Source organism: Parvibaculum sp. (assembly GCF_045863935.1).
In the GTDB taxonomy this organism is placed as follows: Bacteria; Pseudomonadota; Alphaproteobacteria; order Parvibaculales; family Parvibaculaceae; genus Parvibaculum.
The window spans coordinates 1-24,045 of record NZ_BTVP01000011.1; the positions used below are offsets into that span (position 1 = coordinate 1).

The 24,045-nt window shown below is 62.7% G+C and carries 28 protein-coding genes and 1 tRNA gene; 12 read left to right on the plus strand and 17 right to left on the minus strand.

Going from position 1 to position 24,045, the window contains the following annotated elements; all coding sequences use genetic code 11:
• From ACKUUH_RS06370 to ACKUUH_RS06390, 5 genes are all read left to right on the plus strand, one after another.
• Positions 1-1,052 (plus strand): UvrB domain 3-containing protein (locus tag ACKUUH_RS06370; RefSeq protein WP_407949046.1); only part of this gene is annotated, 1,052 nt, incomplete at its 5' end.
• The gene (locus ACKUUH_RS06375) at positions 1,039-1,308 is read left to right on the plus strand and encodes a type I restriction enzyme endonuclease domain-containing protein (protein WP_407949129.1); all 270 of its coding nucleotides are present in this window, start codon (positions 1,039-1,041) and stop codon (positions 1,306-1,308) included. The genes ACKUUH_RS06370 and ACKUUH_RS06375, both read left to right, overlap by 14 nt.
• A gap of 485 nt (positions 1,309-1,793) precedes the next feature.
• Complete coding sequence (locus ACKUUH_RS06380; RefSeq protein WP_407949047.1) at positions 1,794-2,306, plus strand: hypothetical protein; 513 nt, start codon at positions 1,794-1,796, stop codon at positions 2,304-2,306.
• A 184-nt stretch (positions 2,307-2,490) separates the two neighbouring features.
• Positions 2,491-2,817 (plus strand): hypothetical protein, encoded by a 327-nt coding sequence (locus ACKUUH_RS06385; RefSeq protein ID WP_407949048.1) that lies wholly within the window; start codon positions 2,491-2,493, stop codon positions 2,815-2,817.
• A gap of 202 nt (positions 2,818-3,019) precedes the next feature.
• Positions 3,020-3,349, plus strand: coding sequence for a PepSY domain-containing protein (locus ACKUUH_RS06390; RefSeq protein ID WP_407949049.1), 330 nt, complete (start codon positions 3,020-3,022; stop codon positions 3,347-3,349).
• A gap of 76 nt (positions 3,350-3,425) precedes the next feature.
• Here ACKUUH_RS06390 and ACKUUH_RS06395 read toward each other — a convergent pair whose 3' ends face one another.
• The 4 genes from ACKUUH_RS06395 to ACKUUH_RS06410 form a co-directional block, all read right to left on the minus strand.
• Complete coding sequence (locus ACKUUH_RS06395; protein ID WP_407949050.1) at positions 3,426-4,244, minus strand: MBL fold metallo-hydrolase; 819 nt, start codon at positions 4,242-4,244, stop codon at positions 3,426-3,428.
• Positions 4,241-5,047, minus strand: coding sequence for a TatD family hydrolase (locus ACKUUH_RS06400; RefSeq protein ID WP_407949051.1), 807 nt, complete (start codon positions 5,045-5,047; stop codon positions 4,241-4,243). The genes ACKUUH_RS06395 and ACKUUH_RS06400 overlap by 4 nt, the downstream gene beginning before the upstream one ends.
• Positions 5,044-6,603, minus strand: coding sequence for a methionine--tRNA ligase (gene metG / locus ACKUUH_RS06405; protein WP_407949052.1), 1,560 nt, complete (start codon positions 6,601-6,603; stop codon positions 5,044-5,046). Before metG ends, ACKUUH_RS06400 begins: the two co-directional genes overlap by 4 nt.
• Positions 6,604-6,721: 118 nt before the next feature.
• The gene (locus tag ACKUUH_RS06410) at positions 6,722-7,885 is read right to left on the minus strand and encodes a DNA polymerase III subunit delta' (RefSeq protein WP_407949053.1); all 1,164 of its coding nucleotides are present in this window, start codon (positions 7,883-7,885) and stop codon (positions 6,722-6,724) included.
• 173 nt (positions 7,886-8,058) lie between these two features.
• Between ACKUUH_RS06410 and phnC the strand changes: the two genes are divergently transcribed.
• The 5 genes from phnC to ACKUUH_RS06435 are packed head-to-tail and all read left to right on the plus strand — an operon-like array spanning position 8,059 to position 12,500.
• A complete protein-coding gene (phnC, locus tag ACKUUH_RS06415) occupies positions 8,059-8,868 on the plus strand; it encodes a phosphonate ABC transporter ATP-binding protein (RefSeq protein ID WP_407949054.1) in 810 nt (269 codons plus the stop codon).
• A gap of 10 nt (positions 8,869-8,878) precedes the next feature.
• Positions 8,879-9,760, plus strand: coding sequence for a phosphate/phosphite/phosphonate ABC transporter substrate-binding protein (gene phnD, locus ACKUUH_RS06420; protein ID WP_407949055.1), 882 nt, complete (start codon positions 8,879-8,881; stop codon positions 9,758-9,760).
• A 7-nt stretch (positions 9,761-9,767) separates the two neighbouring features.
• On the plus strand, positions 9,768-10,565 hold the full coding sequence (gene phnE, locus ACKUUH_RS06425) for a phosphonate ABC transporter, permease protein PhnE (RefSeq protein ID WP_407949056.1): 798 nt from the start codon (positions 9,768-9,770) through the stop codon (positions 10,563-10,565).
• Between the two features lie 14 nt (positions 10,566-10,579).
• A complete protein-coding gene (locus ACKUUH_RS06430; protein WP_407949057.1) occupies positions 10,580-11,635 on the plus strand; it encodes an NAD(P)-dependent oxidoreductase in 1,056 nt (351 codons plus the stop codon).
• Entirely contained in the window at positions 11,592-12,500 is a 909-nt protein-coding gene (locus tag ACKUUH_RS06435) for a LysR family transcriptional regulator (RefSeq protein ID WP_407949058.1), read from the plus strand. Before ACKUUH_RS06430 ends, ACKUUH_RS06435 begins: the two co-directional genes overlap by 44 nt.
• Here the strand turns inward: ACKUUH_RS06435 and ACKUUH_RS06440 are convergent.
• The 4 genes from ACKUUH_RS06440 to ACKUUH_RS06455 form a co-directional block, all read right to left on the minus strand.
• Positions 12,484-13,170: a M23 family metallopeptidase gene (locus ACKUUH_RS06440; protein WP_407949059.1), complete on the minus strand. Its 687-nt coding sequence runs from the start codon at positions 13,168-13,170 to the stop codon at positions 12,484-12,486. The genes ACKUUH_RS06435 and ACKUUH_RS06440 overlap by 17 nt on opposite strands.
• A 141-nt stretch (positions 13,171-13,311) precedes the next feature.
• On the minus strand, positions 13,312-13,950 hold the full coding sequence (gene tmk / locus ACKUUH_RS06445; protein ID WP_407949060.1) for a dTMP kinase: 639 nt from the start codon (positions 13,948-13,950) through the stop codon (positions 13,312-13,314).
• A 4-nt stretch (positions 13,951-13,954) separates the two neighbouring features.
• Positions 13,955-15,112, minus strand: coding sequence for a D-alanyl-D-alanine carboxypeptidase family protein (locus ACKUUH_RS06450; protein WP_407949061.1), 1,158 nt, complete (start codon positions 15,110-15,112; stop codon positions 13,955-13,957).
• Positions 15,113-15,154: 42 nt separating this feature from the next.
• Complete coding sequence (locus tag ACKUUH_RS06455; protein ID WP_407949062.1) at positions 15,155-16,159, minus strand: septal ring lytic transglycosylase RlpA family protein; 1,005 nt, start codon at positions 16,157-16,159, stop codon at positions 15,155-15,157.
• Between the two features lie 191 nt (positions 16,160-16,350).
• Between ACKUUH_RS06455 and ACKUUH_RS06460 the strand changes: the two genes are divergently transcribed.
• Complete coding sequence (locus ACKUUH_RS06460; RefSeq protein WP_407949063.1) at positions 16,351-17,685, plus strand: MmgE/PrpD family protein; 1,335 nt, start codon at positions 16,351-16,353, stop codon at positions 17,683-17,685.
• A gap of 4 nt (positions 17,686-17,689) precedes the next feature.
• Here ACKUUH_RS06460 and ACKUUH_RS06465 read toward each other — a convergent pair whose 3' ends face one another.
• The 9 genes from ACKUUH_RS06465 to ACKUUH_RS06505 form a co-directional block, all read right to left on the minus strand.
• Positions 17,690-18,022, minus strand: a complete 333-nt coding sequence (locus ACKUUH_RS06465; protein WP_407949064.1) for a hypothetical protein — start codon at positions 18,020-18,022, stop codon at positions 17,690-17,692.
• A 189-nt stretch (positions 18,023-18,211) separates the two neighbouring features.
• Positions 18,212-18,637, minus strand: a complete 426-nt coding sequence (locus tag ACKUUH_RS06470; RefSeq protein WP_407949066.1) for a hypothetical protein — start codon at positions 18,635-18,637, stop codon at positions 18,212-18,214.
• A 46-nt stretch (positions 18,638-18,683) separates the two neighbouring features.
• Complete coding sequence (locus tag ACKUUH_RS06475) at positions 18,684-19,580, minus strand: haloalkane dehalogenase (RefSeq protein ID WP_407949067.1); 897 nt, start codon at positions 19,578-19,580, stop codon at positions 18,684-18,686.
• A gap of 22 nt (positions 19,581-19,602) precedes the next feature.
• Positions 19,603-20,244, minus strand: coding sequence for a hypothetical protein (locus tag ACKUUH_RS06480; RefSeq protein WP_407949068.1), 642 nt, complete (start codon positions 20,242-20,244; stop codon positions 19,603-19,605).
• A 126-nt stretch (positions 20,245-20,370) separates the two neighbouring features.
• Positions 20,371-20,460 (minus strand) — tRNA-Ser (locus ACKUUH_RS06485).
• Positions 20,461-20,526: 66 nt separating this feature from the next.
• Positions 20,527-20,943 (minus strand): PaaI family thioesterase, encoded by a 417-nt coding sequence (locus tag ACKUUH_RS06490; protein ID WP_407949069.1) that lies wholly within the window; start codon positions 20,941-20,943, stop codon positions 20,527-20,529.
• A gap of 48 nt (positions 20,944-20,991) precedes the next feature.
• On the minus strand, positions 20,992-21,414 hold the full coding sequence (locus tag ACKUUH_RS06495; protein ID WP_407949070.1) for a hypothetical protein: 423 nt from the start codon (positions 21,412-21,414) through the stop codon (positions 20,992-20,994).
• 15 nt (positions 21,415-21,429) lie between these two features.
• On the minus strand, positions 21,430-21,825 hold the full coding sequence (locus tag ACKUUH_RS06500; protein ID WP_407949071.1) for a hypothetical protein: 396 nt from the start codon (positions 21,823-21,825) through the stop codon (positions 21,430-21,432).
• Positions 21,826-21,962: 137 nt separating this feature from the next.
• A complete protein-coding gene (locus tag ACKUUH_RS06505; RefSeq protein WP_407949072.1) occupies positions 21,963-22,580 on the minus strand; it encodes a glutathione S-transferase family protein in 618 nt (205 codons plus the stop codon).
• A gap of 167 nt (positions 22,581-22,747) precedes the next feature.
• Here ACKUUH_RS06505 and ACKUUH_RS06510 point away from each other — a divergent pair, with 167 nt between their 5' ends.
• Complete coding sequence (locus ACKUUH_RS06510; protein WP_407949073.1) at positions 22,748-24,028, plus strand: MFS transporter; 1,281 nt, start codon at positions 22,748-22,750, stop codon at positions 24,026-24,028.
• Positions 24,029-24,045: the final 17 nt, after the last annotated feature.

A 24,045-nucleotide genomic window follows, 5' to 3' on the forward strand; every position in this document is an offset into this window, starting at 1 on the left:
TCGACATCTACGACATCAGCCGCGCCGTCGAGGACGGCGCCACCGTTCCGATCTATTACGAGAGCCGCCTCGCGCGCATCGAACTGCCGGAGGATGAGAAGCCGCGGATCGATGCCGAGATCGCGGAACTGACCGAAGATGAGGCCATCACCGAGCAGGAGAAAATCAAGCAGCGATGGGCGACCGTCGAGGCGCTGGTCGGCTCAGACAAGCGACTGTCCATGGTGGCGGAGGACCTCGTCCGTCATTTCGAGGAACGCGTGGACGCCATGGACGGCAAGGCCATGATCGTCTGCATGAGCCGGCGCATCTGCGTTGCGCTTTACCGGAAGATCGTCGAACTGCGACCCGAATGGCATAGCGACGACGATGCCGAAGGCACGGTGAAGGTCGTGATGACGGGATCGGCCTCCGATCCGCAGGACTGGCAGCCGCATATCGGCACCAAGTCGCGCCGCGATCTTCTTGCCAAGCGCGCGAAGAGCCCCGGTGATCAATTGAAGCTCGTCATCGTCCGCGACATGTGGCTCACCGGCTTCGACGCGCCCTCGATGCACACCATGTATGTCGACAAGCCGATGCGCGGCCATGGGCTGATGCAGGCAATCGCCCGCGTCAATCGCGTCTTCCGCGACAAGCCGGCCGGTCTCGTCGTCGACTACATCGGCATTGCCCAGAACCTCAAAAGCGCGCTCAGCCAGTATTCGGCGGACGACCAGCGCCAGGCCGGGGTCGACGAAGCCGAGGCCGTCGCTGCGCTGATCGAGAAGTTCGATGTCGTGAAAGCCATGTATCACGGCTTCGACTATGCGAGCGGTCTTGCCGGAACGGGCCATGAGCGGCTTGCCGTTCTTGCCGGAGCGATCGACTGGATTCTCGGAAAGCAGCACGAGGCGGCCGCGCGCGAAACGACCGAGGATGGCAAGCGGCGGGAGAACCGCCGCTATCAAGACGCCGTGCTGGCGCTCTCCAAGGCTTTCGCGCTCGCCTCGGGCCGCGAGGCAGCGCGGCGCGGAGGAGGGGCTCACTCAGGACGAAATTGCCTTCTATGACGCTCTCGCGGAGAACGAGAGCGCTGTCAAAGCTATGGGGAATGATGCTCTCAAGCTGATCGCCCACGAGTTGCTGGAGAGCCTCCAGGGCAATGTGACGGTGGATTGGTCCCGCCGCGAAAGCGCGCGGGCCCGCATGCGGGTTCTGGTGAAGCGGATACTCCGCAAGCACGGATATCCGCCGGACATGCAGGACGCTGCTGTGCAAACCGTGCTGCGTCAGGCCGAGGCGCTGTCTGCGAGTTGGGTGGCTTAGGCGGGAGCTATAAGAACCGAGCGCGTTCGGAAAAACGGCCCGAAATTAGAAAAAACGCCTCAGGTTTTACGGAGGTTGGTGGCCAAAGGCTGCTCGGGAATGCATTCCTTGAAAGTGACATCTTGTGCAGGAACCGCGTCCTATAGATCCTGATCTTCCGGCAAGTGGGCGGCGTAAGTACCTGTAGCCATTAGAAAAAATTGGATATTTCCAGATTCTCTTTTTGTGCAACCAGATTCAGGTTTTATGCGATCCTACACATTTCTTGCCCCCAAAAACCCATATCCATTTCGCCGATAATATATATTATGAAGAATAATAATTCTGCCAAAGACCGGGTTTCCGCGCATTCTTCCACTCGAGGCCACACTTCGCCCTGAACCGGCCCTCATTGGGTAATTCGGTGGCGGGCTGAACGGAAAGCCCGCTCGTTTGTTCTTCCTTCAATGGGCGCTGGGGGCGTCGAAGTCTGGAGGAACAGATCAATGACGCAATTCAGAAAGATCCTGCTTGCCGGTACCGCAAGCTTCGCGCTCGTCGCGACGCCGGTTGTCGCGGCCGATGTTCTCGGCGGCGCCACGGGTGCTGCCTCGGGCACGGCCTCCGGCGCGGTCGACGCCACCGGCTCCGCTGCCGGCAACACCATCGGCGGCTCCGCTGAAACGGCTGGCGATGCCGAAGTTGGCGCTGGTATGGCCCAGATGGACACCGGCGGCAGCATCGACGTCGACACGCCCACACCGCCCGCATCTGGCGTCGAGAATGCACCCACGGCGCCTGCAGCGCCCGGCGCCGCTGACGTCGATCCCACCTCGAAGCTCACGGAGATGGGATACACCGACATCGCGCCGGCTGAAGGTTCGGTCACGTCAGGTGGCGAAGCGTCTTACACGGCCACCAATGCCGAGGGCCAGCGCGTCAACGTCGTCGTTGACGGGCGCACCGGCGCGGTTGTGAGCGAGCAGCCTGCGGACGAGACGCAGGACAGCATGGAGTAAATCCCGCCGGGAAACGCTCAGAGATCGGATGAGGATTGGCGCGGAATACAGCAGTATTCCGCGCTTTTCTGTGTGAAGGCACGGACCGTCTGCGTGAGAGATTTTCTCCCTTTTTCTGAACGGTCCCGCCGCCCGTCCGTTGGTCTGTGAGAGGCGCGGGGCCACGAAAACCAGGAGGAACATGATGATGAAGTTCAGACAGAAGCTGTTGGCCGGCATTGGCGTTCTTGCGCTCAGCGCGACCCCTACCCTCGCTGGCAATGCGCTCCCGCAGGAAGGCGCCGGCACGACGACCGGCGCCGTCGACGCCAGCGCACCCCAGAATGTCGAAGACCTGGGCTACAGCAACATCGAGCCTGTCCGCCGGGCCAGCGTCCCGGCTGATCGGCTCGCTTTCAACGCTGTGGACCCGGTTGGCAATCCGGTGCTGCTGATCGTCGACCGTTCGACGGGCCGCGTTGTCGGAGAAGGGGAAATGCGGACGCTCCCCACGCCATCGAAGAACCAGTAACTGCACGGACCGGCCGATTCACCGGAACCGCATGGGGCGCGTCCGCAAGACGCGCCTCTTTTGCGTTCGGTCTGCCTTGTTCTCGCCCGGTGAGCGGTATTTTCAAGGCCTTGTGAACCGAAGGCGTCCTCGCTGGTTGTTAAGGAAGGCGCGCCTGACCTTCCAGCCGGGCGCGCGAATTGCACACAGGAGGAACATTGCAATGACCGATCTCAGGAAACTTCTTCTCGCCAGTGCTGCCGGCCTCGCTCTGACGGCCGGTCCGGTCCTCGCGGAAGGCACCTACGATCAGGCGCCCGAGAAGGACATGCAGACCGAAGGTGCGATGGAGCTCGACACCTCTGCCGATACGGACTCCGTGGCGCAGCTCGAGTCCCTTGGCTACACGGATGTGGAGCCCATCGAGGCGCAGGGCGATGCCGCGCCGGAAGGCCAGGCCTACTTCACCGGCACCAACGCGGATGGCGATCCCGTGACCATCCTCTTCGACGAGGAGGCTGGCACCGTCATCAGCGAGGAGCCGTCCCAGTAATCGGCTTTTCGACCGGTGATATCCGGAAAGACGGCGCGGAAGTTTCGGCTTCCGCGCCGTCGCCGTTCATCGGGTATCAGAGCGTGAATTCGATCTGCATGCCGTCGAAAGCGGGCCGGACGCCTTCGGGCAGTTGCGCCGCCAGCTCCGCATAGTCGAGGTCGACATGCATGTTGGTGAGCACACCCTGTGGCGCCCTCGCCCGCTTCAGCCACTCGAGCGCCATCTCCACATGCGCATGCGTCGGATGCGGCGTGTAGCGCAGCGCATCGACGATCCAGCAATCTATTCCGTCGAGTAGCGCGAAACTTTCATCCGGTATGCCAACGGCATCCGCCGAATAGGCCAAGGGGCCGAAGCGGAAGCCCAGCGACCGGATGCTGCCGTGATCCTGGTCGAACGGAATGGCCTCGATGGTCCCGCCCGGCCCCTCGATATGAATGGCGTGCCCAGGTTTTTCGATCAGGTGATCGTTGAGGATCGCCGGATAACCCGAGCCCGGCTTCTCCCGGAAGCAGTAGCCGAAGCGCGACAGCAGCGTCTCATGGGTCGGCCGGTCCATCCAGCAATCGACACGGCGGCGCTTGTTGATGGCCAGCATCCGCAGGTCGTCGATCCCGTGGCACTGGTCGGCATGGTCATGCGTGAAGAGAACCGCGTCGGCCCAGCCGATCTTCGCATCGATGAGCTGGTCGCGCATGTCCGGCGAAGTGTCGACGAGCACAACCGTTTTCGCCGTCGGATCCTTGTCCCATTGCTCGATCAGCAGCGAGCACCGCCGTCTGCGGTTCTTCGGTTCTTCCGGGTTGCAGGCGCCCCAGAACGGCCCGCCAATGCCGGGCCGGGGCACGCCGCCGGACGAACCGCAGCCGAGGATCGTCGCGCGCAGCTTCATGGCCGCAGCACCGCTTCCGGCGGAACGCGGGCAAAGAGCTTCAGGAAATTCGCCGTCGTCGCCTCCGCGAGTTCGGCCGCCGTCACGCCTTTGATCTCCGCGAGCCTGGCTGCCGTGTGAACGACGAAGCTCGGCTCGTTGCGCTTGCCGCGTTTCGGCACCGGCGCGAGATAAGGCGCATCCGTCTCGACCAGCAGCCGCTCCATCGGAACTGCCGCCGCCGTCTCGCGCAGGCTCTCCGCGTTCCTGAAGGTCACGATCCCGGAAAAGGAAACGTAAAGCCCGAGTTCGAGTGCTTTTTCAGCGAGTTGTGGGCTGGAAGTAAAGCAATGCAGGAGGCCCGGGAAAGCGCCCTTCCCCATCTCTTCATCCAGTATCTGAGCCGTGTCCTCATCCGCATCGCGCGTATGCACGATGAGCGGCAGGCCCGTCTCGCGCGCCGCCGCGATATGCGCCCGGAAATTCCGCTGCTGCGCCTCGCGCGGGGAATGCTCGTAGAAATAATCGAGCCCCGTCTCGCCGATGCCGACGACCTTCGGATGCTTCGCGAGCTCCACCAGCGTCGCCTTGTCCGTCTCGGGCTCGCTCGCCGCCTCATGCGGATGAATGCCGACGGTGCAGAATACATGCGGAAAGCGTTCCGCCACTGCCTTCACCCGGTCGAACTCGCTCACCTTGGTCGAGATCGTCACCATCAGCCCGACGCCTGCCGCATGCGCGCGCGCCACCACCTCGTCGACTTCCGGCCCGAAATCGGGAAAGTCGAGATGGCAATGGCTGTCCACGAGCACCGGCAGCGTCATGACTGTGCGGCCTCCGGCTCGACATAGCGCGGGAACACGCCCTGCGGCGCGGGCAGCGGCGTGCCGGGCTTGAGCGCCCCTGCGGGCCCGAGCGTCGCGAAGCCGCGCGCCTCCGGTCCGAGCGAAAGCTGGTCCAGCATCTTCGCCGCCGATTCCGGCACCACCGGCTGCACCAGGATCGCGATGTGCCGGATCGTCTCCGCCAGCACATAGAGCACCGTCGCCATGCGCGCCGGATCGGTCTTCTTCAGCGCCCAGGGTGCCTGCTCGTCGATATAGCGGTTCGCATCGCCGCAGACGGACCAGATCGCCTCCAGCCCCTTGTGGAAGAGTTGCGCGTCGAACGCCTCCCGCACCCGGTCGAGAAGCCCATAGGCCGCATCGAGCAGCGCCTTGTCCGCATCGGTGAACGCGCCATGCTCCGGCACCGCGCCGCCGCAATTCTTCGCGATCATCGACAGCGAGCGCTGCGCCAGATTGCCGAGATCGTTGGCGAGATCGCCATTCGTCCGGTGCACGATCGCCTTGTGCGAGAAGTCGCCGTCATTGCCGAACGGCACCTCGCGCAGCAGGAAATAGCGCGAGGCGTCGAGCCCGTAGGTCGCCACGAGATCGGCGGGCGCGATCACATTGCCGAGCGACTTCGACATTTTCTGTCCCTCGACCGTCCACCAGCCATGCGCGAACACGCGCTTGGGCGGTTCGAGCCCGGCGGCGAGCAGGAAGGCCGGCCAGTAGACGGTATGGAAACGCAGGATGTCCTTGCCGATCATGTGCAGGTCGGCCGGCCAGTAGCGCTTGTAGGCGTCGGCCCCCGTGTCGGGATAGCCGACGGCCGTTATGTAGTTCGTCAGCGCGTCGAGCCACACATACATCACGTGTTTCTCGTCGCCCGGCACGGGGATGCCCCAGTCGAAAGTCGTCCGGCTGATCGAGAGATCGTGGAGCCCCCCCTTCACGAAACTCACCACTTCGTTGCGCCGCGCGGTCGGCGCGATGAAGTCGGGATGGCTCTCGTAGAATTTGAGCAGCGGTTCCGCCCAGGCCGACAGCTTGAAGAAATAGGAGGGCTCTTCGACCCATTCGCATTCGGCGCCCGTGGGCGCGATCTTCTTGCCGTTCGGGCCGGCGGTCAGCTCGTCCTCGCCGTAAAAGGCTTCGTCGCGCACCGCATACCAGCCGGAATAGGAACCGAGATAGATGTTCCCGCTCGCTTCGAGCTTCTTCCAGATATCCTGGCACGACGCCGTATGACGCGGTTCCGTCGTGCGGATGAACTCATCGTTCGAATAATTCATCGCCTCGCAGAGATCGCGGAAATTCTGCGACACGCGGTCGGTGAACGCCTGCGGCGTCACGCCCGCCAGCGCCGCCGCCTTCTCCACCTTCTGCCCGTGCTCGTCCGTGCCCGTGAGGAACATCACGTCGAAGCCGTCCAGCCGCTTGAAGCGCGCAAGCACGTCGCAGGCCAGCGTCGTGTAGGCATGCCCGATATGCGGCACGTCGTTCACGTAATAGATCGGCGTCGTAACGTAGAAGGCTTTGGGAGCGCTCATTCTTCTTTCGAACCGGGTTGTCTCGTTACATCCATATCGTCCCACCCTCCCCTGGGGGAGGGTCGAAAAATTCAAGCAAAGCGAGAATTTTTCGGGGCGAGGGCGCGGCCTGTGCCGTTCAAGCGCCGGCGCCCTCGCTCGCGACCGCTTCGAGCATCGAAAAGACGTTCAGAATCACGAGCTTGCGATCCGTGTTGAGCGCCTCGCCGCGAGCGGTCATTTGGCTGATCTTTTCCCATACCTCGACCCAGCGATCAAGGCTGCCCCCGGCCGCGAGCCGCTGCATCGCGGCCCCCTCTCCTGCCACGATGTCGGGTCCCGGATCGAGCCCCGCGCCTGCCCGCACGAGCCGTTGCAGCCAGTGCGTCAGGAGTTCGATCATCGTCTCGTAGGTCTCGCCCGCGCCTCGTTTGCCCGCCTTGTCGGCAAAGGCGTGAAGCGCGGCAATGTCGGGACGCGGCAATTGAACGAGGAGCGACGCGAGTTCCTTGTAGAGCGCGAGCCCGCCGCTGCCCGCAATCGAAAGCGCACGTCCCGCGCTCCCTTCGGCAAGATGCGCGAGCGCCGGCCGGTCCGCTTCCGGCGTCGCTGAAAATTTCCGCCGCTGCTCGTTCGCCCTCTCTTCAGCCTGGCCCTCCGCATCGGCGATCAGGGTCACGATGTCGTCCAGCCCCAGCGGTGTCATCCGCAGTGTGCGGCAGCGTGAACGGATCGTCGGCAGGAGCCGCCCCGGCTGATGGGAAAGCACCAGAAACAGCCCGTTCGCGGGCGGTTCTTCAAGTGCTTTCAGAAGAGCATTGGCCGCGTTCGTATTCATCTCGTCCGCGCTGTCGATCACGACCACGCGCCAGGCGCCACGTTCGGCTGCCGTCAGCGCGAAGAAATGGCCGATGCGGCGCACCTCGTCGACCGTGATCACCGTCTTCAGCTTCTTCGTCTTCTCATCCCAGGGACGCCGCACGGTGAGAAGGTTCGGATGGCTTCCGGCCGCGATCTGGTGGAAGGCACGCGAAGTCTCCGGCACCGAGAGGTCGCGCGCGCCCGCCGCCCTCGCCGCCTCCGCCGAGCCGTAATGCAGGACGAAACGCGCCATCCGGTAGGCGAGCGTCGCCTTGCCGATCCCCTTGGGGCCGGTCAGCAGCCAGGCATGCTGCATCCGCCCGCTCATGAAGGCGTCGAACAGCGCGCGCTCCGCCTCGGCCTGGCCTCTGAAACCGGCCGTCTCCCGCGGATGCGGGTACTCGCCCAGCCGGTCGCTTTCGGGAATCTCTGTCTCGCTCATGCCCTTTGGTAGCACGGGCCGCCGCGCCGCGTCATGCCCGGCCCCGCCATCCGAAATTGTCACGAGACTGAGACGAACCCGTCGTTTCGCCGTCACGGGCTCCTGTTAGACCGGCTTTACCGGTCAAAACCGCCATTCGTTCGGTTTTGTCGTTCATACCGACGGGGGCCTCGATGCTCGATCTCGACAATGTAACCGTCCGCTACGCCAATCGCGTGACCGCGCTCGAAGCGGCAAGCGCCTCCTTCCCGCGCGGGCAGTTCATCGTCCTGCTCGGCCCCTCGGGCGCGGGCAAGTCCACCCTGCTCCGCTGCCTCAACGGTCTGGTCCGCCCGGCCTCCGGCAAGGTCTCCCTGGAGGAAGGCGGCAACATCCTCGCGAGCCGCGCCGCGCTGCGCCAGCACCGCCGCCGTACCGGCATGATCTTCCAGCAGCACCACCTGATCGGCCGCCTCACCGCACTCCAGAACGTGCTCATGGGCCGCCTCGCCTTCCACACTACCCTGCGTTCCCTGCTGCCACTGCCGGAGGCGGACAGGCTCGTCGCCCTCGAGGCGCTGGACCGTGTCGGCCTTGCCGACCGCGCACTCCACAGGGCGGACCAGCTCTCGGGCGGCCAGCAACAGCGTGTCGGCATCGCCCGCGCTCTCGCCCAGAAGCCCAACCTCATTCTCGCGGACGAGCCTGTCGCCTCGCTCGACCCCGCCACCGCCGACAAGGTGCTCGCTCTCCTCCACCGCATCTGCTGCGAGGACGGCATCACTGCGGTCGTAAGCCTCCATCAGGTCGAACTCGCGCGCCGCTATGGCGGCCGGATCTATGGCCTGGCTGGCGGCCACATCGTCTTCGATGGCGCCGCCGCCGAACTCGACGCCGTCACACTCGATCGGATTTACGGCCCTGCCTCCATCCCCTCCGTTCAACCCGGCCCCCTTCAGACCGAGCCGAGCACGGCTCGCCTGAAGATGGCCAAAACAGCCTGAGGAAAGTTCGATGACATTCTTCCTGAACCGCCGGTCGCTGATCGCCTCCGTTCTTGCGGCCGCTGCCGCCTTCACGCCCCTCGCGGCATCCGCGCAGGAGCCGAACCCCGACACGCTCCGCGTCGCATTGCTGCCGGACGAAAATGCCGCAACGCTCATTCAGAACGCGCAGCCCTTGAAGGAATACCTTGCCGCGACGCTCGGCAAGAAGATCGAGATCATCGTCACCACCGACTATTCCTCCATGATCGAGGCCATGCGCTTCGGCCGCATCGAGGTCGGATATTTCGGTCCCTTCTCCTACGTCCTCGCGAAATCGAAGGCGCCGGAAATCGAACCCTTCGCCGTCGGCGTCGAAAAGGGCAAGCCCACCTACAACTCCGTTCTGATCGCAACGGCGGGCGGCCCGGTCGCTTCAGTCTCGGACATCAAGGGCAAGTCCTTCGGCTTCGGCGATCAGGCGTCGACCTCGAGCCACCTGGCGCCGCGCGCCCATCTCGCGAAACAGGGCCTTGTGGGCGGCGTGGACTACAAGCCCGTCCACCTCGGGACACATGATGCGGTCGCCCGCGCCGTTCAGGCAGGCCAGATTCCGGCCGGCGCCCTGTCCGAACCGATCCTGCGGACGCTCATCGAACGCGGCACGGTCGACGCGTCAAAGATCGTGGAACTCGACATCACCGCGCCGATCCCCAACTACCCGATCACCATGCAGGGATATCTGGCACCGGAACTGAAAGAAAAGATCCGCGCCGCCTTCCTTGAACTGAAGGACGAAACGGTTCTCGCCTCCTTCCGCGTCGAAGGCTTCCAGCCGACGTCCGACGAGTCCTACGACATTCTCCGTGAGACCGCGCAAATTCTGAACCTCGAACTCGCGCAGATGAACTGAGATGAGCATGTCGCAAACCTACGCGACGATCCTGGCCGAAGAGCGCCGCGGCGGCATTCGCCGTGCGGCGCTCGCGGCGATCGTCCTTGCCGTCTGCGTCGCGGCCCTCTGGATCACGGGCTTCTTCGACGGACGCCGCTTTGCCGAAGGCCTTCCGGCCCTTGGTCAGCTTGCCACCGAAATGGTGCCGCCCGACTTCGGTCGCTGGCAACATTGGTTGAGGCCGCTTCTCGACACGCTCGCCATGTCGGTCGCCGGCACCGTCCTCGCCGTCGTCGTTTCGCTGCCGCTTGCAATCCTTGCCGCACCGAACACATCGCCCAACGCGTTGCTCTGCCAGATCACGCGCACGGTCCTCGCCTTCCTTCGCTCGGTCCCGGAAATCATTCTGGGCGTCATCTTCGTCGCGGCGGTCGGCTTCGGTGCCTTGCCGGGCGTTCTCGCCCTCGCGCTTCACTCGGTCGGCATGGTCGGCAAGTTCTACGCGGAGGCGATCGAGCATGTCGATCCGAAGCCGCTGGAGGCTGCACGCGCGGCCGGCGCCACGCCCATGCAGGTCATCGTCCATTCGGTGTTGCCGCAGGTCTTCCCGCAACTCGCCGACATCACGCTTTATCGCTGGGAATATCACTTCCGCGCCTCCGCCGTGCTCGGCATCGTCGGTGCGGGCGGCATCGGCTTCGAGTTGATGGCGGCGCTGCGCCTCATCGCCTACGACCAGGTCTCGGCGATCCTGCTCTCGATCCTCGCCTGCGTCGTCGTTGTCGACGCGCTCGGCGCTAGGCTTCGCAAGGCGCTCAAGTAGAAGAGAAGAAACGAATGCAAAAGAAGAAAATTGTCGTCACCAATCGCGTCTTTCCGGAAACGCGGGCCCTTCTCGAAGCCCATGCGCAGCTTGTCGTCAACCCGGATGAAGCGCCATGGCCGCCGGAGCTGTTGCGCGAACATTGCCGCGATGCTTTCGGCCTCATGGCCTTCATGACGGACAGCATCGGTTCGGATTTTCTGGCCGCATGTCCGCAGCTCCGCGTGATCGGCGCGGCGCTCAAGGGTTACGACAATATCGATATCGAAGCCTGCACGCGCGCGGGCGTCACCGTCACCATCGTGCCCGACCTGCTGACCGTCCCCACGGCGGAACTTGCCATCGGTCTTATGCTCGCCCTCGGGCGCAACATTGTCGCGGGCGACACCGCCATCAGAAGAGACGGCTTCGCGGGCTGGCGCCCTGCCCTTTACGGCACGGGCCTCGACGGCGCGACGGTCGGCATTCTCGGCTTCGGTCTCGTCGGACAGGCCATCGCCGAACGTCTCGTTTCTTTCCGGTGCCGTATCGTGGCGTCGGATGCGGCGGCACGACCGCAAGGCGGCAATCCGCATGTCACCTTCGCGGACATGGAGAGCGTCATTGCCGAAGCGGACTGGCTTGTTCTTGCTCTGCCTCTCACGGACGTCACGCAACACATCATCGGCCGTGCGGCCATCGCGCGCATGAAACCCGGTTCCCGCATCGTGAACCCCGCGCGCGGCTCGCTTGTGGACGAAGCGGCGATTGCCGACGCGCTTGAAACGGGTCACCTGGCAGGCTACGCGGCCGACGTCTTCGAATGCGAAGACTGGGCGCGCGATGAACGGCCCGGCGAAATAGAACCGCGCCTCCTCGGTAATGCCGCGCGCACGGTCCTCACCCCGCATATCGGTTCTGCCGTTGTCGATGTCAGGCGCAACATCGAACTTTCGGCGGCGCGCGGCATTGTCGACGTCCTCGCCGGACGTGCTCCCGCTCATGCCGTGAATGCTCCCGCCGGTACTCTCCTGGAAATCATCGAAGATGTTGAACCTGCTCCATACAAGAACATTTCTGGCGGTCGTTGACACAGGCGGCTTCCGCGCCGCCTCGCGCGTTCTCGATATCGCGCCTTCGACCATCATGGACCATGTCGGCCAGCTTGAGGCTGAACTCGGCGCCTCGCTGATCGTGCGCCGCCGCGGTTCGGCGCAGCCGACGCCGCAAGGCGCGGCCTTCCTGCCGCTGGCACGCGCGCTCGTCTCGACCGCCGAACGCGCCCATGCCGTCGTTGCCGGCGGCCCCCTGCGTCTCGCCGCATCGAGTAATATCGGCACCTACATGCTTCAGGCGCCGCTTGCCGATTTCCGGCAGCGATATGGTTCCGATGTCGATCTCTGGATCGGGAGCAACCCGGCCGCTTTCGAGAGGCTCAGTCAGGGTGCGGCCGATCTCGCGATTGTCGAATGCTGGCAACCCTCGGATGAATTCGAGGAACATCGCTGGCTCGACGAGCGTCTGGTCGTCATCGTCGATCCCGCCCATCCCTGGGCGGCGCGCGAAAGTCTGGAGGCGGAGGAATTGATCGGCGAGAGGTTGCTCGGTGGCGAGCGTGGAACGGGGACGGGTACGCTCCTCCGCCGGCGTCTCGGGCCGGTCGCCTCGCAGCTCACCACCGTCGACGGCTTCGGCAACACGGAGGCCGTAAAGCGCGCCGTGCGCGCGGGGCTCGGCATTTCCCTCGTCATGCAGGCATCGGTGACGGACGAAGTTGCGGCAGGCACGCTCGTAGCCTTGCCCCTGAAGGACAAGGAACTCGTGAAGGAAACAAAGATCGTCCTCCGTCGCGACATGCCGAAGGGCTCCGCCGCGCGGCGCTTTCTCGGTCACGCGCTGATGCGCGGAGTAAAGCCTGAAGAAATTTTATCCGGTGGTTCTAGCGCGCAGCGCTGAGGCCGTCGTCGCGTGTCTGTGCGAGCTGACGGTCTCCGGGCCGCTTCACGGCCGCTGCGAGCACATTGACCTGCGCATTCAGATCCTCCGCGAGAGGATCGACCCTCTCCTCATTGACCGCCACTTCGTAATAAAGATGGTTGCCGGTTGCGAGGCCCGTCATCCCGACATATCCGATGACGTCGCCCTTCCTCACCCCTGCACCAGGACGAATGCCGGGCGCGAAGCCCGCGAGATGCGCGTAATAGGTTTCGACGGTTTCCGAATGTTTGATCGTGACGAGCTTGCCGTAGTTTCCGCGCCACGCGGCGATGCCGACGATGCCGTCTTCGGTCGCGTAGACCGGCGTCCCCTTCGCTGCCGCGTAGTCGACGCCCTTGTGCATCTTCCGCGTCTTGAGGACGGGGTGCACGCGCCATCCATAGCCGGATGTCATGCGTGCCTTGGTCACGTCGATGGGGTCGCCGAAATGCAGCGGCCGGTCGGGGTAGCTTGCAGGTGCCTGGGCGGGTCTCGTCAACGGCAGAACATACGCCACCGTCGCGACGTCGTTTTCGTTGCTGCGGGCATGGGCCGAAAAAGCGGGGATAACAAAAAAGACGGAGAGGAGAAGAAGCGCGGCGCCGGAGGGAAACGATTTGCCAAAGTTGATCCGGTGTCGTCGTTTCATCGGCGATCCTTCTTCTTCGTGTGGCCGGCGCGGTCGCCGGAATACTCTCTCGGGGATAAGTTGACTGGGAGTTCTATAGTCGAGGACCCGGCCCGGGGCAAATGTCTTTAACCAAACTCTTTGTTACGGTTCGGTGACATTTCAATGACAGTCGCGGTCGAGATATCCCCGAACCACGGCCCAGATGGCCTCCGCCACCTCGCCCTTGTCCCTCTCCGCATCGATGACGACGCAGCGTTCCGGCTCATTTTTTGCAATGTTTAGAAAGGCTTGGCGCAATGTCTGGTGGAATTCGATTTCCATGCGCTCATAGCGGTCCTCGCCATTCGCGCGCCGGCCAGCCCTGGCGAGCCCCGTCTCCGGCGAGAGATCGAGGACAAGCGTCAGTGCCGGCATGTCATCGCCGACCACTAACTCTCTGAGATCATTCACGAATTTCTGTCCGAGCCCCTGCGCGACGCCCTGATACGCCATCGTCGAGTCGGCAAAGCGGTCGCAGACCACCCACTCGCCACGTGCCAGCGCCGGACGGATCGTCTGTGCGAGATGATCTTCACGCGCGGCAAACATCAGCAGGGCTTCGGCCTTGGGCGTCCAGCGGTCCGTGTCGCCATTGACGATCAGTCTACGGATCGCTTCCGCTCCCGGCGCCCCGCCGGGCTCACGCGTCACGACAACCTTGTGGCCTTGCTCTTCGAGCTTCGCCGCGAGAAGACGCACCTGCGTCGACTTGCCTGCACCCTCTCCGCCTTCGAGCGTGATGAAGCGTTTGCGCGGCACCGGCTCAACTGCCGCCGAGAAGCATGTGCTTGAGAGAGCCCATGGCGCGCCCGAAGATGCCCTGGCGCTCGACGGCGCCACCGGCGACGAGCGGATACTCGCGAACCGGCATCTGCGGCGCCTCGACACGCAGCGTTCCGACGCGCTGGCCTGCGGCAACAGGCGCTTCGATCGGCGCGTCGTAGACAAGCGTTACCTTCATGTCCTTGCGCTGCTCAGGGGACATGATGATGTCGATGTCGGTCTTGCTGACGAGCGGCACTTCGCCATAGGTGCCTTGCCAGACGGGTGCATTGTCGATCGGCGTCCCGGCGGTGAAGAGCTTGTAATGCTTGAAGGAACGGAAGCCCCAGTCGAGCAGGCGCACGCTTTCGTCCGCGCGCGCCTTCTCGCTCGGCAAACCGTTAAGCACCAGAATGAGCCGCTGATCCTTGCGCTTCGCGGACGCGACAAGGCCGTAGCCCGAAGCTACCGTGTGCCCCGTCTTCAATCCGTCCACTGAAGGATCGAGATAGAGCGCGGGATTGCGGTTGCCCTGCTTGATGCCGTTCCAGGTGAAGTCCGTCTCCTTGAAGATCGGATAATATTCGGAGAAATCGGAAATCAGGTGACGGGCAAGAACCGCCAGGTCGCGCGGCGTCATCAAATGATCGGGATGCGGCCATCCGGTTGAATTTTCGAAGTTGGAATTCTGGAGTCCGATCTCCTTCCCGCGCTCCGTCATCGCTTCGGCGAAGGCCGATTCCGAACCCGAGAGCGCTTCGGCCGTCGCTATGCAGGCGTCGTTACCGGATTGAACGATGATGCCGCGCAGGATCGCATGGACGGGCACCGTCGTATTCAAATCGGCGAACATCGTCGAGGAACCAGACGCCGCACCGCCGGCGCGCCATGCGTGCTCGCTGATCTTGAACTCGTCGTCCATCGACACACTGCCGTCGTCGAGCGCGTTGAACAGCATTTCCAGCGTCATGAGTTTGCTCATGCTCGCCGGATGCATCTGCTCGTCGGCATTCTTCCCCCACAACACCGTCCCGGTGTCGTAGTCCATGAGAATGGCATACTCGGCCTGGGTGTCGAACGCCTGTGCATTGCGCGGCGCAACGAGGAGCACGCAGAACATGGCCGTGAAAAATGCGGAGATCAGTGTCAGGTGCTTCATAAGTCTCGCTCTGGCTTTGGACGCTTCCGGTTCACCGAAGCATCAATCGACGACAATTCGGGCGCCTTTGTGGCCTTGCGCAATGACGCTCTGGAGTGAGCTGTCCGCCGCAGGCACATCGCTGAGCGGTCCGACACGGACCCTGTAATACGGCGTTCCGTCGATCATGGTGGTCTGGATTTCCACCTGTCCGACGCCGGTCAGTTGCTGGCGCACCGCCTCCGCGTTCTGGAGGTTCTGGAATGATCCTGCCTGCACATAGAGATTGCCGGGGCCAGTTACCGGAACCTGATCGACGGTTTCGGCGCTGCGAGGCGCGGGGGTGTCGGAAATGGGGCTCATCGTTGCCGTGGGAGCGGCGGGCGGCGGCGCGCTTGCAGCGCCCGACGGTGCGGCAAGGACAGACGTGGAAACGGAGGCAACGGCTGTCACCGGTGCGGTGCCCGATACCCGGCGTTCGTCGTTCGGAGTTACAACCGGCGGCGCCACGAACGTCTCGGCAACGGCTCTTCCATCTCCGATACCGCCCTCGAGCGGCGCGCGTCCGATATACTGAACGCGAACCTTGGCCGTGCCCTTCTGCATGAACCCGAGCATGTCGGCTGCTTTCTTCGACATGTCGATCTCGCGGCCGGCGGCAAAGGGTCCGCGATCGTTGATACGCACGATCAGCGACTTTCCATTTTCAAGATTGGTCACGCGCGCAAGAACCGGCATCGGCAGCGTCGGATGTGCTGCGGTTAGCTGGTTCTCGTCGAAGACTTCGCCATTGGCCGTGCGCTTGCCGTGGAACTGCGGGCCGTACCAGGAGGCGATGCCAGTCGAGTCGTACTTTTCGTTTTCGCTCGGGTAATACCAGATGCCGTTGATCTGATAGGGGTTGCCGACTTTGTAGACACCCCCGCCCTGTTTGAGCGGCGAGGAGCGCGGCGTCTCGGTGGTGCCGCAAGCCGCAAGCACGAGGGCGAGCGGAACGACAAAGGCAAGGATAACGGCGCGCGGCATCATGGGGCCGCGGCGAACCGTTTCTTGAGGTCGAATGAACATCGGAAAACCCCGTCCGAGGACTCTGGCTGCTCCAATCGGCAGCGAATCACCCCGCGAACACAATGGAATCTCTTATAATCAGCCGCGCTTGCAGCGGCAAGAAGCGGCTCGGAAAGGACCATTTGCGGCGCTGTATGAATGATCCCATCATGCCCGAATGAACATTCCGTTTGCCAACGAAAAGAAACGCCGTGAACCATTCCCGCCCTGCCGCCGGCCCCTCCCTCACCGAGACATTGGTCCCGCTCATCCGCGCGAAGCCCGTAAACGACGCGGATATCGAGGCAGCGGCCCTTTTCACGCTCGATGCTGTTGCTAACAGCCTGGCCGGGCGGAATTCGGCGCCGGGCCGCATTCTGCTTGATTGGTGGCGTGCTTCGCCCTCCAACGCCGCCCCGGATCCGGGCCGCGAAGCCTTTTTGATGGGCGCTCTTTGCCACATTCTGGAAACTGACGACCTCCATCGGGAGTCGGTCGTACATCCCGGCTGCGTCGTCGTTCCTGCGGCATGGGCGCTCGCAAGGAAGCGTGGAGCAACTGGACGGAGTTTTCTCACTTCCGTTCTCCACGGCTTTGAAGCAGCGGCGCGGGTTGGAATGGCGGTCGGTCCGGCCCACTACAAAATCTGGCACAACACGGCGACCTGCGGACCTTTCGGTTCGGCGATGGCGGCCGCCGCGCTGTTGGGCCTCGAAGATGGCGAGGCCGTTCATGCGCTCGGCAATGCTGGAAGCCAGTCGTCCGGTCTCTGGCAGTTTCTCGAAACCGGCGCCATGACGAAACATCTGCACGCGGGCCACGCCGCTGAAGCGGGCATACGCGCGGCCGAACTTGCCGCCTTCGGCTTTACGGGCCCTCCGAAAATCCTTGAAGGCGACAAGGGATTCTTTCGGGCTGCCTGCCCCGACGCCGATCCGGAAGCGGTTATTCGGGATCCGTCAGCGCCCTGGCAACTGACCCGGACCTCGATAAAGCCCTGGCCCTCCTGCCGCCACACGCACCCGACGATCGACGCGGCGGAGGAGCTGCGAACCCGGCTGATCGCCGATGGGCACGCACCGGACGACATCGCCGCTGTCGAGGTTTCGACTTACCAGGCCGCGCTCGATGTCTGCGACAGGCCGAAGGCTACAAGCGACTACGAGGCAAAATTTTCTCTCCAGCACGCCGTCGCCGCTGGCTTGCTCCTGTCCCGCGTCGATTTTGAGGCGTTCGGTCCGGAAGCGCGGCAGCGCTGTGCGGACCTCGCTACGCGCGTGCAGGTGAACGCCGAGAACCCCTGGGCTTCGGCTTACCCGAAATCATGGGGAGGACGCGTACGCGTAAAGCTCACCGGCGGTGAGGAATACGAAGCAGCGCGAACCAACGCCAAGGGCGATCCCGAAGCGCCGCTCAGCCGGAACGATATGATCGCCAAGGCCGAGATGCTCCTCCGCCACGGCGGCGTTGCAGCGCCTGCAGCCATCGTCGATGGGATATTGGCTCTTCCGCTGGACAGCCCCCTGCCCGACCTCAGTCTGACGTAGGACCTTAGCCTGCGTTTTCCAGCATTGGCTTGACGTAGCTCAGATAAGCCTGGCCGAAGAACCCGATAAGGAACGGCAGCCATATCCAGGCCGTTCTCCAGCGGAGCTTCGTCTTCTTCTTCTTGCCAGGTTTTTCCGGCGCAGGAGCGGCGCTGCTGGGCGCCGGTTCCGTTGCGGGTGCCGCGGCCGCGGCAGACTCGGCGGCCGGAGCGGAAGCCTGCTCCAAGGCCAGCGCGCGCGCAGCCTGACGTTCCTGGATGAACTGACGGATCATAAAAAGGCCGAGCAGCATGATGATGCTCAGCGGAATCCACGGCGACGTTAAATCAACCGGCACAACGACACTCCCCCCAAAACTACGTCCGCGGCACTTCTGCCGTCTTTTGTCCCATTTTGGCAAGCCTAGCGGGGACTTGCAAAAGGGAATTCACGTTAACCATACGCTTTTCGCTGGAGAGGCTCTTTCTGCAGTCCAAAAAGCACAGCTCTTCAGGTGGAACGCGAGGAAGGACGGCTGGTCTAGGCCTCAGCGTCGCTGCCTGAGGGAGAGGACCAGAAACAGGAGCGCAACAGGCAGCGCTGCAAGGCTTGCATAATGTTCGGGCGGGTGATGTCCGGAAACCGAGCCCTTCAGAAGCCACCCATCCATGGCCATCAGGCCACGCTCGACGATCATGAGCAGAAGAAACAGCGGAACGAGCGTCCTGTAGCGCAGGCTGACGGCAAGCTGTGCAAGCGCGCAAGGAATCTGCATGGAGCCCATCCACGCGAACATCGCAATGATCGTGTCGCGCCGTTCGGTGAGGTCCATTCCCGCAATGACGCCTGCTCCACCGTCCGGCAGGAAGAAATGGATAGATCCCGCGATGAGGTTGAGGGCGCCCGCAAGAGTCAGGAACCACGCGGACAGGAGCGCGCCTCGGTAATCGTCATTCGTGCTTGCCGGTAGCATTCGAACCTTCCTTTGTGCTGTCGGCCTGTTGGCCACTCGCGCCTGGCTAGCGATCCAGAAAGCGGAGAATGCATTCCACGAGAATTTCGGGGGCATCTTCCTGAATGAAATGATTGGCGTGCTCGATGACGAAATGGTCCTGACCCTTGGCGCCGGGAATGGCTGCCTGCGCCCGCTTGTCCCATCCCTGGGAGACGGGATCGAGCGCACCGAAGATCGTCAGGAACGGCTTGTCGAAGGTCTTGAGCTTCTCCCATGCCTTCCTGTTGAGCGGCGCACCGGGATTGTCGGTCTGAACCGCGATCAGAAGCGGAAACTTGATGATGCCGGCCTCGTACTCGGACGAAGGAAACGGTGCGAGATAGGCTTGCTTCTCGGCTTCGCTCAACTGATGGGTCATGCCGGGTTGCAGCATGTCCCATGGGAAGTGAGTGGCGTCGCGCATCATACCGACCCACATCTTCATGAAGTCGCTCTCGCCTTCACCAAGCGGAAGACCCGTGTTCGAAGCGATGACGCGCGTAAACCTCTCCGGGAACTCGGACACGAGATAGAGCCCGATCGTGCCACCCCAGTCCTGGCAGAAAAGCGTGATGTCTTCGAGGTCGTTCGCGACGAGCCACTTGGACATCCAGTCGTAATGCCTCGCCAGCGTGTAGTCTTGCCGCGCCGCCGGCTTATCGGATCGCCCGCATCCGACGAGATCTACGGCGATAACGCGTCGCCCGGATTTCGCAAGCGCAGGCACCATCTTTCGGTAGAGAAATGCCCATGTCGGATTGCCGTGCATCAACAGGATGGGCGCTGCATCGGCGGGCCCCTCTTCAATGTGGTGAATCCGGATGGGTGTGCCGTCTTCGTCGCGAATTTCCGTGTAATGCGGTTCGAAGTTGTAGTCGGGAAGATTTTCGAACCTCTCATCCGGTGTGCGAAGGACTTTCATTTCCTGCTCCTCGGACTTTTGTTCAACTGGTGGAAAGAAGGATGACGCTCTGACCGAGCGCCGCCGCAAGCGCGAGCACGAGAGGAACCCAGAGCATCGGACCTGGATAGGCCCTGAGCACGATGCGCGTTGGAAACGAGAACGTCTCGGCGGTTGCCGCAAACTTGAAGGCGTGAGCGGGTCCGAAACGCGGGTCCACGACGAGCTCGATCATGTCGCGCCGGCTGCGGTAGCGCATGAAGCCGACAATGGTCCAACCGGGATCGGGCGCAACACGCCACGCATCGAAATAACCGCCAACCTTTCGCGCCACGATCGCCGGATGTCCTCCTCGTGCGAGAAGCGCGCGCAAGAAGACTTTGGTGTAGCGGTTGAGCAGGACCGAACCGGACACCAGCTCGCCTGTCTCAGGATCGGGAACAGGACCGGGCTCGATCTTCACGAGGTTGAGCATGACGAACTCGCGCCCGTCGTCGGCCTCGAGAAAACGGCGCATCGTCTCGACGTCGTTGCGCTCATCGCCGTGAATGGATTGCATTTTGGCGAGATAGCTCTGTATCTCGTCAGGGCGCAGAGGCCCGTGCCAATTGCGGTACCAGCCGAAGAAAACCACGCCAGCGGCAAACGCTAGGCCCCAGACCCAGATCCCGGATTCGTAAAGCACCTCGTCACCTCCCCCGCATCGTTGTAGCGGCGGAGATTAATTGACACGCAAAATGTCAAAAATATCAACAAGACAAAATCGGCGCCTGCGGTGTCTGACGCACTGCCCTGAACGGTGGATATGAGGTGGCGGATGGGGTGGGATTCGAACCCACGGTGGGCGTTAACCCACGCCGGTTTTCAAGACCGGTGCCTTAAACCACTCGGCCACCCATCCAGTTCCTTGGTTATCCTTTGAGAAGCCGTTTCTCAACCGGGAATTGTTGCGAAGGCCGGAAAGATGTCAGCGGCCGATCTTGAACGTGGCGCTTCCCCTCGCAACCAGCTCTCCGCTTTCGTTGCGCAGCTCCCCTTCGGCAAACGCAATCGATCTGCCGCGATGGCGGACCCACCCCTCTCCGATCAGCTTGCCCTTGTCGGCACGCCCAACGAAGCTCGTTTTCAGTTCAAGAGTGACTTGCGGCGTGCCCGGCACCTCATGCGTGAGCCTTACCGCATGACCGCACAATCCGTCGAGCATGGCAGACAGAAAGCCGCCAAAGATGCGTCCGCCGCGATTGACGAAGGCGTCGCCGGCCTCGAACGAGGCGCGGATGTAGCCCCGCGCGGGATCCTTTTCGAGCACCTTCTTGCCGAGCGTCACGGCCGCGGGCGATTCCCAATCCGGATCGAGCGTGGGATTGTCTGCCGCTTCGCTCATGCTTCTTTCTCCTTTTACTCATCCGCCGGGGTCGACCCCACTGGACGTTCAGGAGGTCGGATTGGGGAACGGCGGCACGAATGTCTTTTTGAAGCGCTCCTTGCAGGCGGCGTGTTCCGCAGAAAGGAGTTCATATCCCTCCGCGGTGCATGCCTTGTCCGCGCGATACTCGGCGACACCGTTGTTGGTGCAGCCGCGAAGGTCGGGGTCCCACAGGAAGACACAAACCATGGGAATATAGCGTTCATTGCACGGAAGTTCGCGAATGTATTTCTGCTGCTCCGGTGTCCGCCGGTTCCACCAGGCGATGCCGTCTGCCGGTCGGGTCCCGTTCGTCTCGCTATTGATGCAATCGGGAATATCCGACGAGCCTTGTGCGTCCGAGCCTTGTGCCGCGGCACTCTCGGTGTAAGAGCCTGCGATGCAAAGGCCAAGACCCAGCAGCAGGCAGACCTGAACCAGAATTTTCATAATTCACCTGCCTGATCAGGACGAGGCTGGGAACGGCGGCACGAATGTCTTTTTGAAATCTTCCTTGCAGGCGGCATGCTCCGCGGAAAGCAACTCGTACCCCTTCTTGCTGCATGCCTTATCCGCACGATATTCCGCGACGCCCCGGTTAGTGCAGCCCCGCATGTCGGGATCCCACAGAAAGACGCAGACCATCGGAATATATCGCTCCTCGCACGGAAGCTCGCTGATGTACTTTTTCTCCTCCGCAGAGCGCCGTCCCCACCAGGCTGCCGTCGCCTGAGGATTCCCGCTTTTGTCGGAGTCGATGCATTCCGGAACGCCCTGCGCCCGCACCTCACCCGCACCGGCAAGCGAAAGACCGGCGACCGCCAAGCCGAGAGTCAGACAGAACTGGACAAGAATTTTCATGATGCGTCCTCCCACGCTAGCCCCCCAACTAGTAACTCATCTTTACGAGATTGACAGATTTCGATCAATCCGCAAGGGGACGCAGGAGAATTGCGCCGATCCCGTCAAAAAGACCGGGACCGGCGCTGTGCGGTCGTTCAGGCGCTTGCTGCGGCGGAAGGACGAGATTTCATCCGCTCGAACCAGGCGCCGATATTCTTCAGTTCGGGGTTGAGCGGCTGCCCGACGGCGGTGCCGAAATCGAGGAAGCCGAACAACAGGATATCGGCGAGCGTTATCCGCTTTCCGGCCAGATAGTCCTTTCCAGCCATCAGTTTGTCGAACCAGGCGAGCTTGTCCTGGGCAATCGCCTTGAGGCCGTCGGCCGCCTCGGGAAGACAGCGCATCCGGTCCTTGAACATCGGAAGTCCCTCGGAAAAACGGAAACCGTTCGCCAGCGGCTCACAGACGTTCAGGTCGACGCGGCGCGTCCACATGCGAGTCTCGGCGCGCTCCTCCGGCGTCGTGCCGATCAGCGATCCGCCCGGAAACTTTTCGTCCAGATACTCGCAAATCGCGGTGATTTCGGAGAGATAGCTGCCGTCATCGAGCTCGAGCGAAGGTGACTGACCTGCCGGGTTCTTTGCGAGGTAGGGCTCCTTCCGATTTTCGGCCTGCATGATGTCGACTTCCACGAAAGGAAGCTCGATGCCCTTCTCGCTCATGAACATTTTCACGACGCGAGGATTTGGACCGATCGAATTGTAGAATTTCATTGTGATGTCTCCCTGTGATCCGGTGTCTTCATGTTGCCGGTATGGCTTCATGATTAGCCGAATGTGCCGGGATACGCCACATTCCGTGCCTTTTTCTGCCTTGGCGATCCTGCGCCGCATGTTTATCTAGGCACAACCCGGCGGCAGACCGGGAACAGGGAGGCGGCATGAGCGCACATCATGAGGCGGCAGGACGAGACGAACCGGGCGGAAGTTTTTTCTACGGCTGGCTTGTTGTGGCGGCGGTGATGGTCGTCATGACCGTCACGGCGGGTCTCGGCTTTTACAATCTGTCCGTGTACCTGAAGGCCTTCATAGCAGAACGGGGTTTCTCCGTTTCGGCGACATCCGGTGCAACGGCCTGCTTCTTCGTGGCTTCCGGTTTTACCGGCCTTGCCGTCGCGGCGCTCATCGACAGATACGATCCGCGCTGGGTCATCACTGGTGGAGCGATCCTGAGCGCTATTGCGACATTCGGCGCGGGATATGTCACGGAACTCTGGCAGCTCTATGCTTTTTATGTGCTCTTCGGCATCGGTTATGCGGGTGCCGCGCTCATTCCGGGCACCACGCTCGTTGCCAGATGGTTCGTACGCAGACGGTCGATTGCGCTCTCCATTGCATCGACCGGCCTTTCGTTAGGCGGCATTCTGCTGACGCCCGTGTCCGCGAGCATGATCGAGCATTTGGGAATCGAGGGCGCGACGCCATGGCTCGCGGCGGGCTTCCTGCTCGGCGTGATACCTGTTTCATGGATACTGATCCGCCCTTCCCCGCAAGCCATGGGACTCGGCCCCGACGGCGATCCTGTTCTGCGCGACGAGAGCGGTGCACCGCTCCCCGCCGACGGAATTGACTTCGAGAGCGCAACCCGGAGCCGCTTTTTCATTTTCACGACTTCGGCATTTATTTTCGCAATGATGGCGCAGGTCGGCGTCATCGCCCATCTGTTCCGTCTTGTTTCGACGCGCAGCGGCAGCAACGACGCGGCGGCACTCGCCGTCGCGACCATGGCGACGGCAAGCATTGTCGGCAGGCTTCTGGGCGGTTGGGGCCTCACCTACATGTCATCGCGGCATTTCGTTTTCGGGCTCACACTTGTCCAGGGGGTGGCGCTCGCGCTCTATGCGTCGGTGGAAAGTTCCCAGGCTCTGCTCGCGACGACCGTTCTGTTCGGTGTGACGGTGGGCAACCTCCTCATGATGCAGCCGCTTTTGCTTGCGGAAGCTTTTGGGCTCAAGGCCTATGGCCGCATCTTTTCTTTCAACCAGCTGTTCATGACGCTTGGCGTGGCGACGGGGCCCGCGGCCATCGGATTCCTCTACGAATGGCTGGGCGGCTACGACGTCGCCTTTCTCGTGATGGCTGCTGCCTCCTGCCTCGCGTTTTTCCTCACTCTGGCGGCAGGGCCGGTGGATGCCTTGCTGCGGGCGCGCCGGAGCACATGAACATAATCACCGGTAAA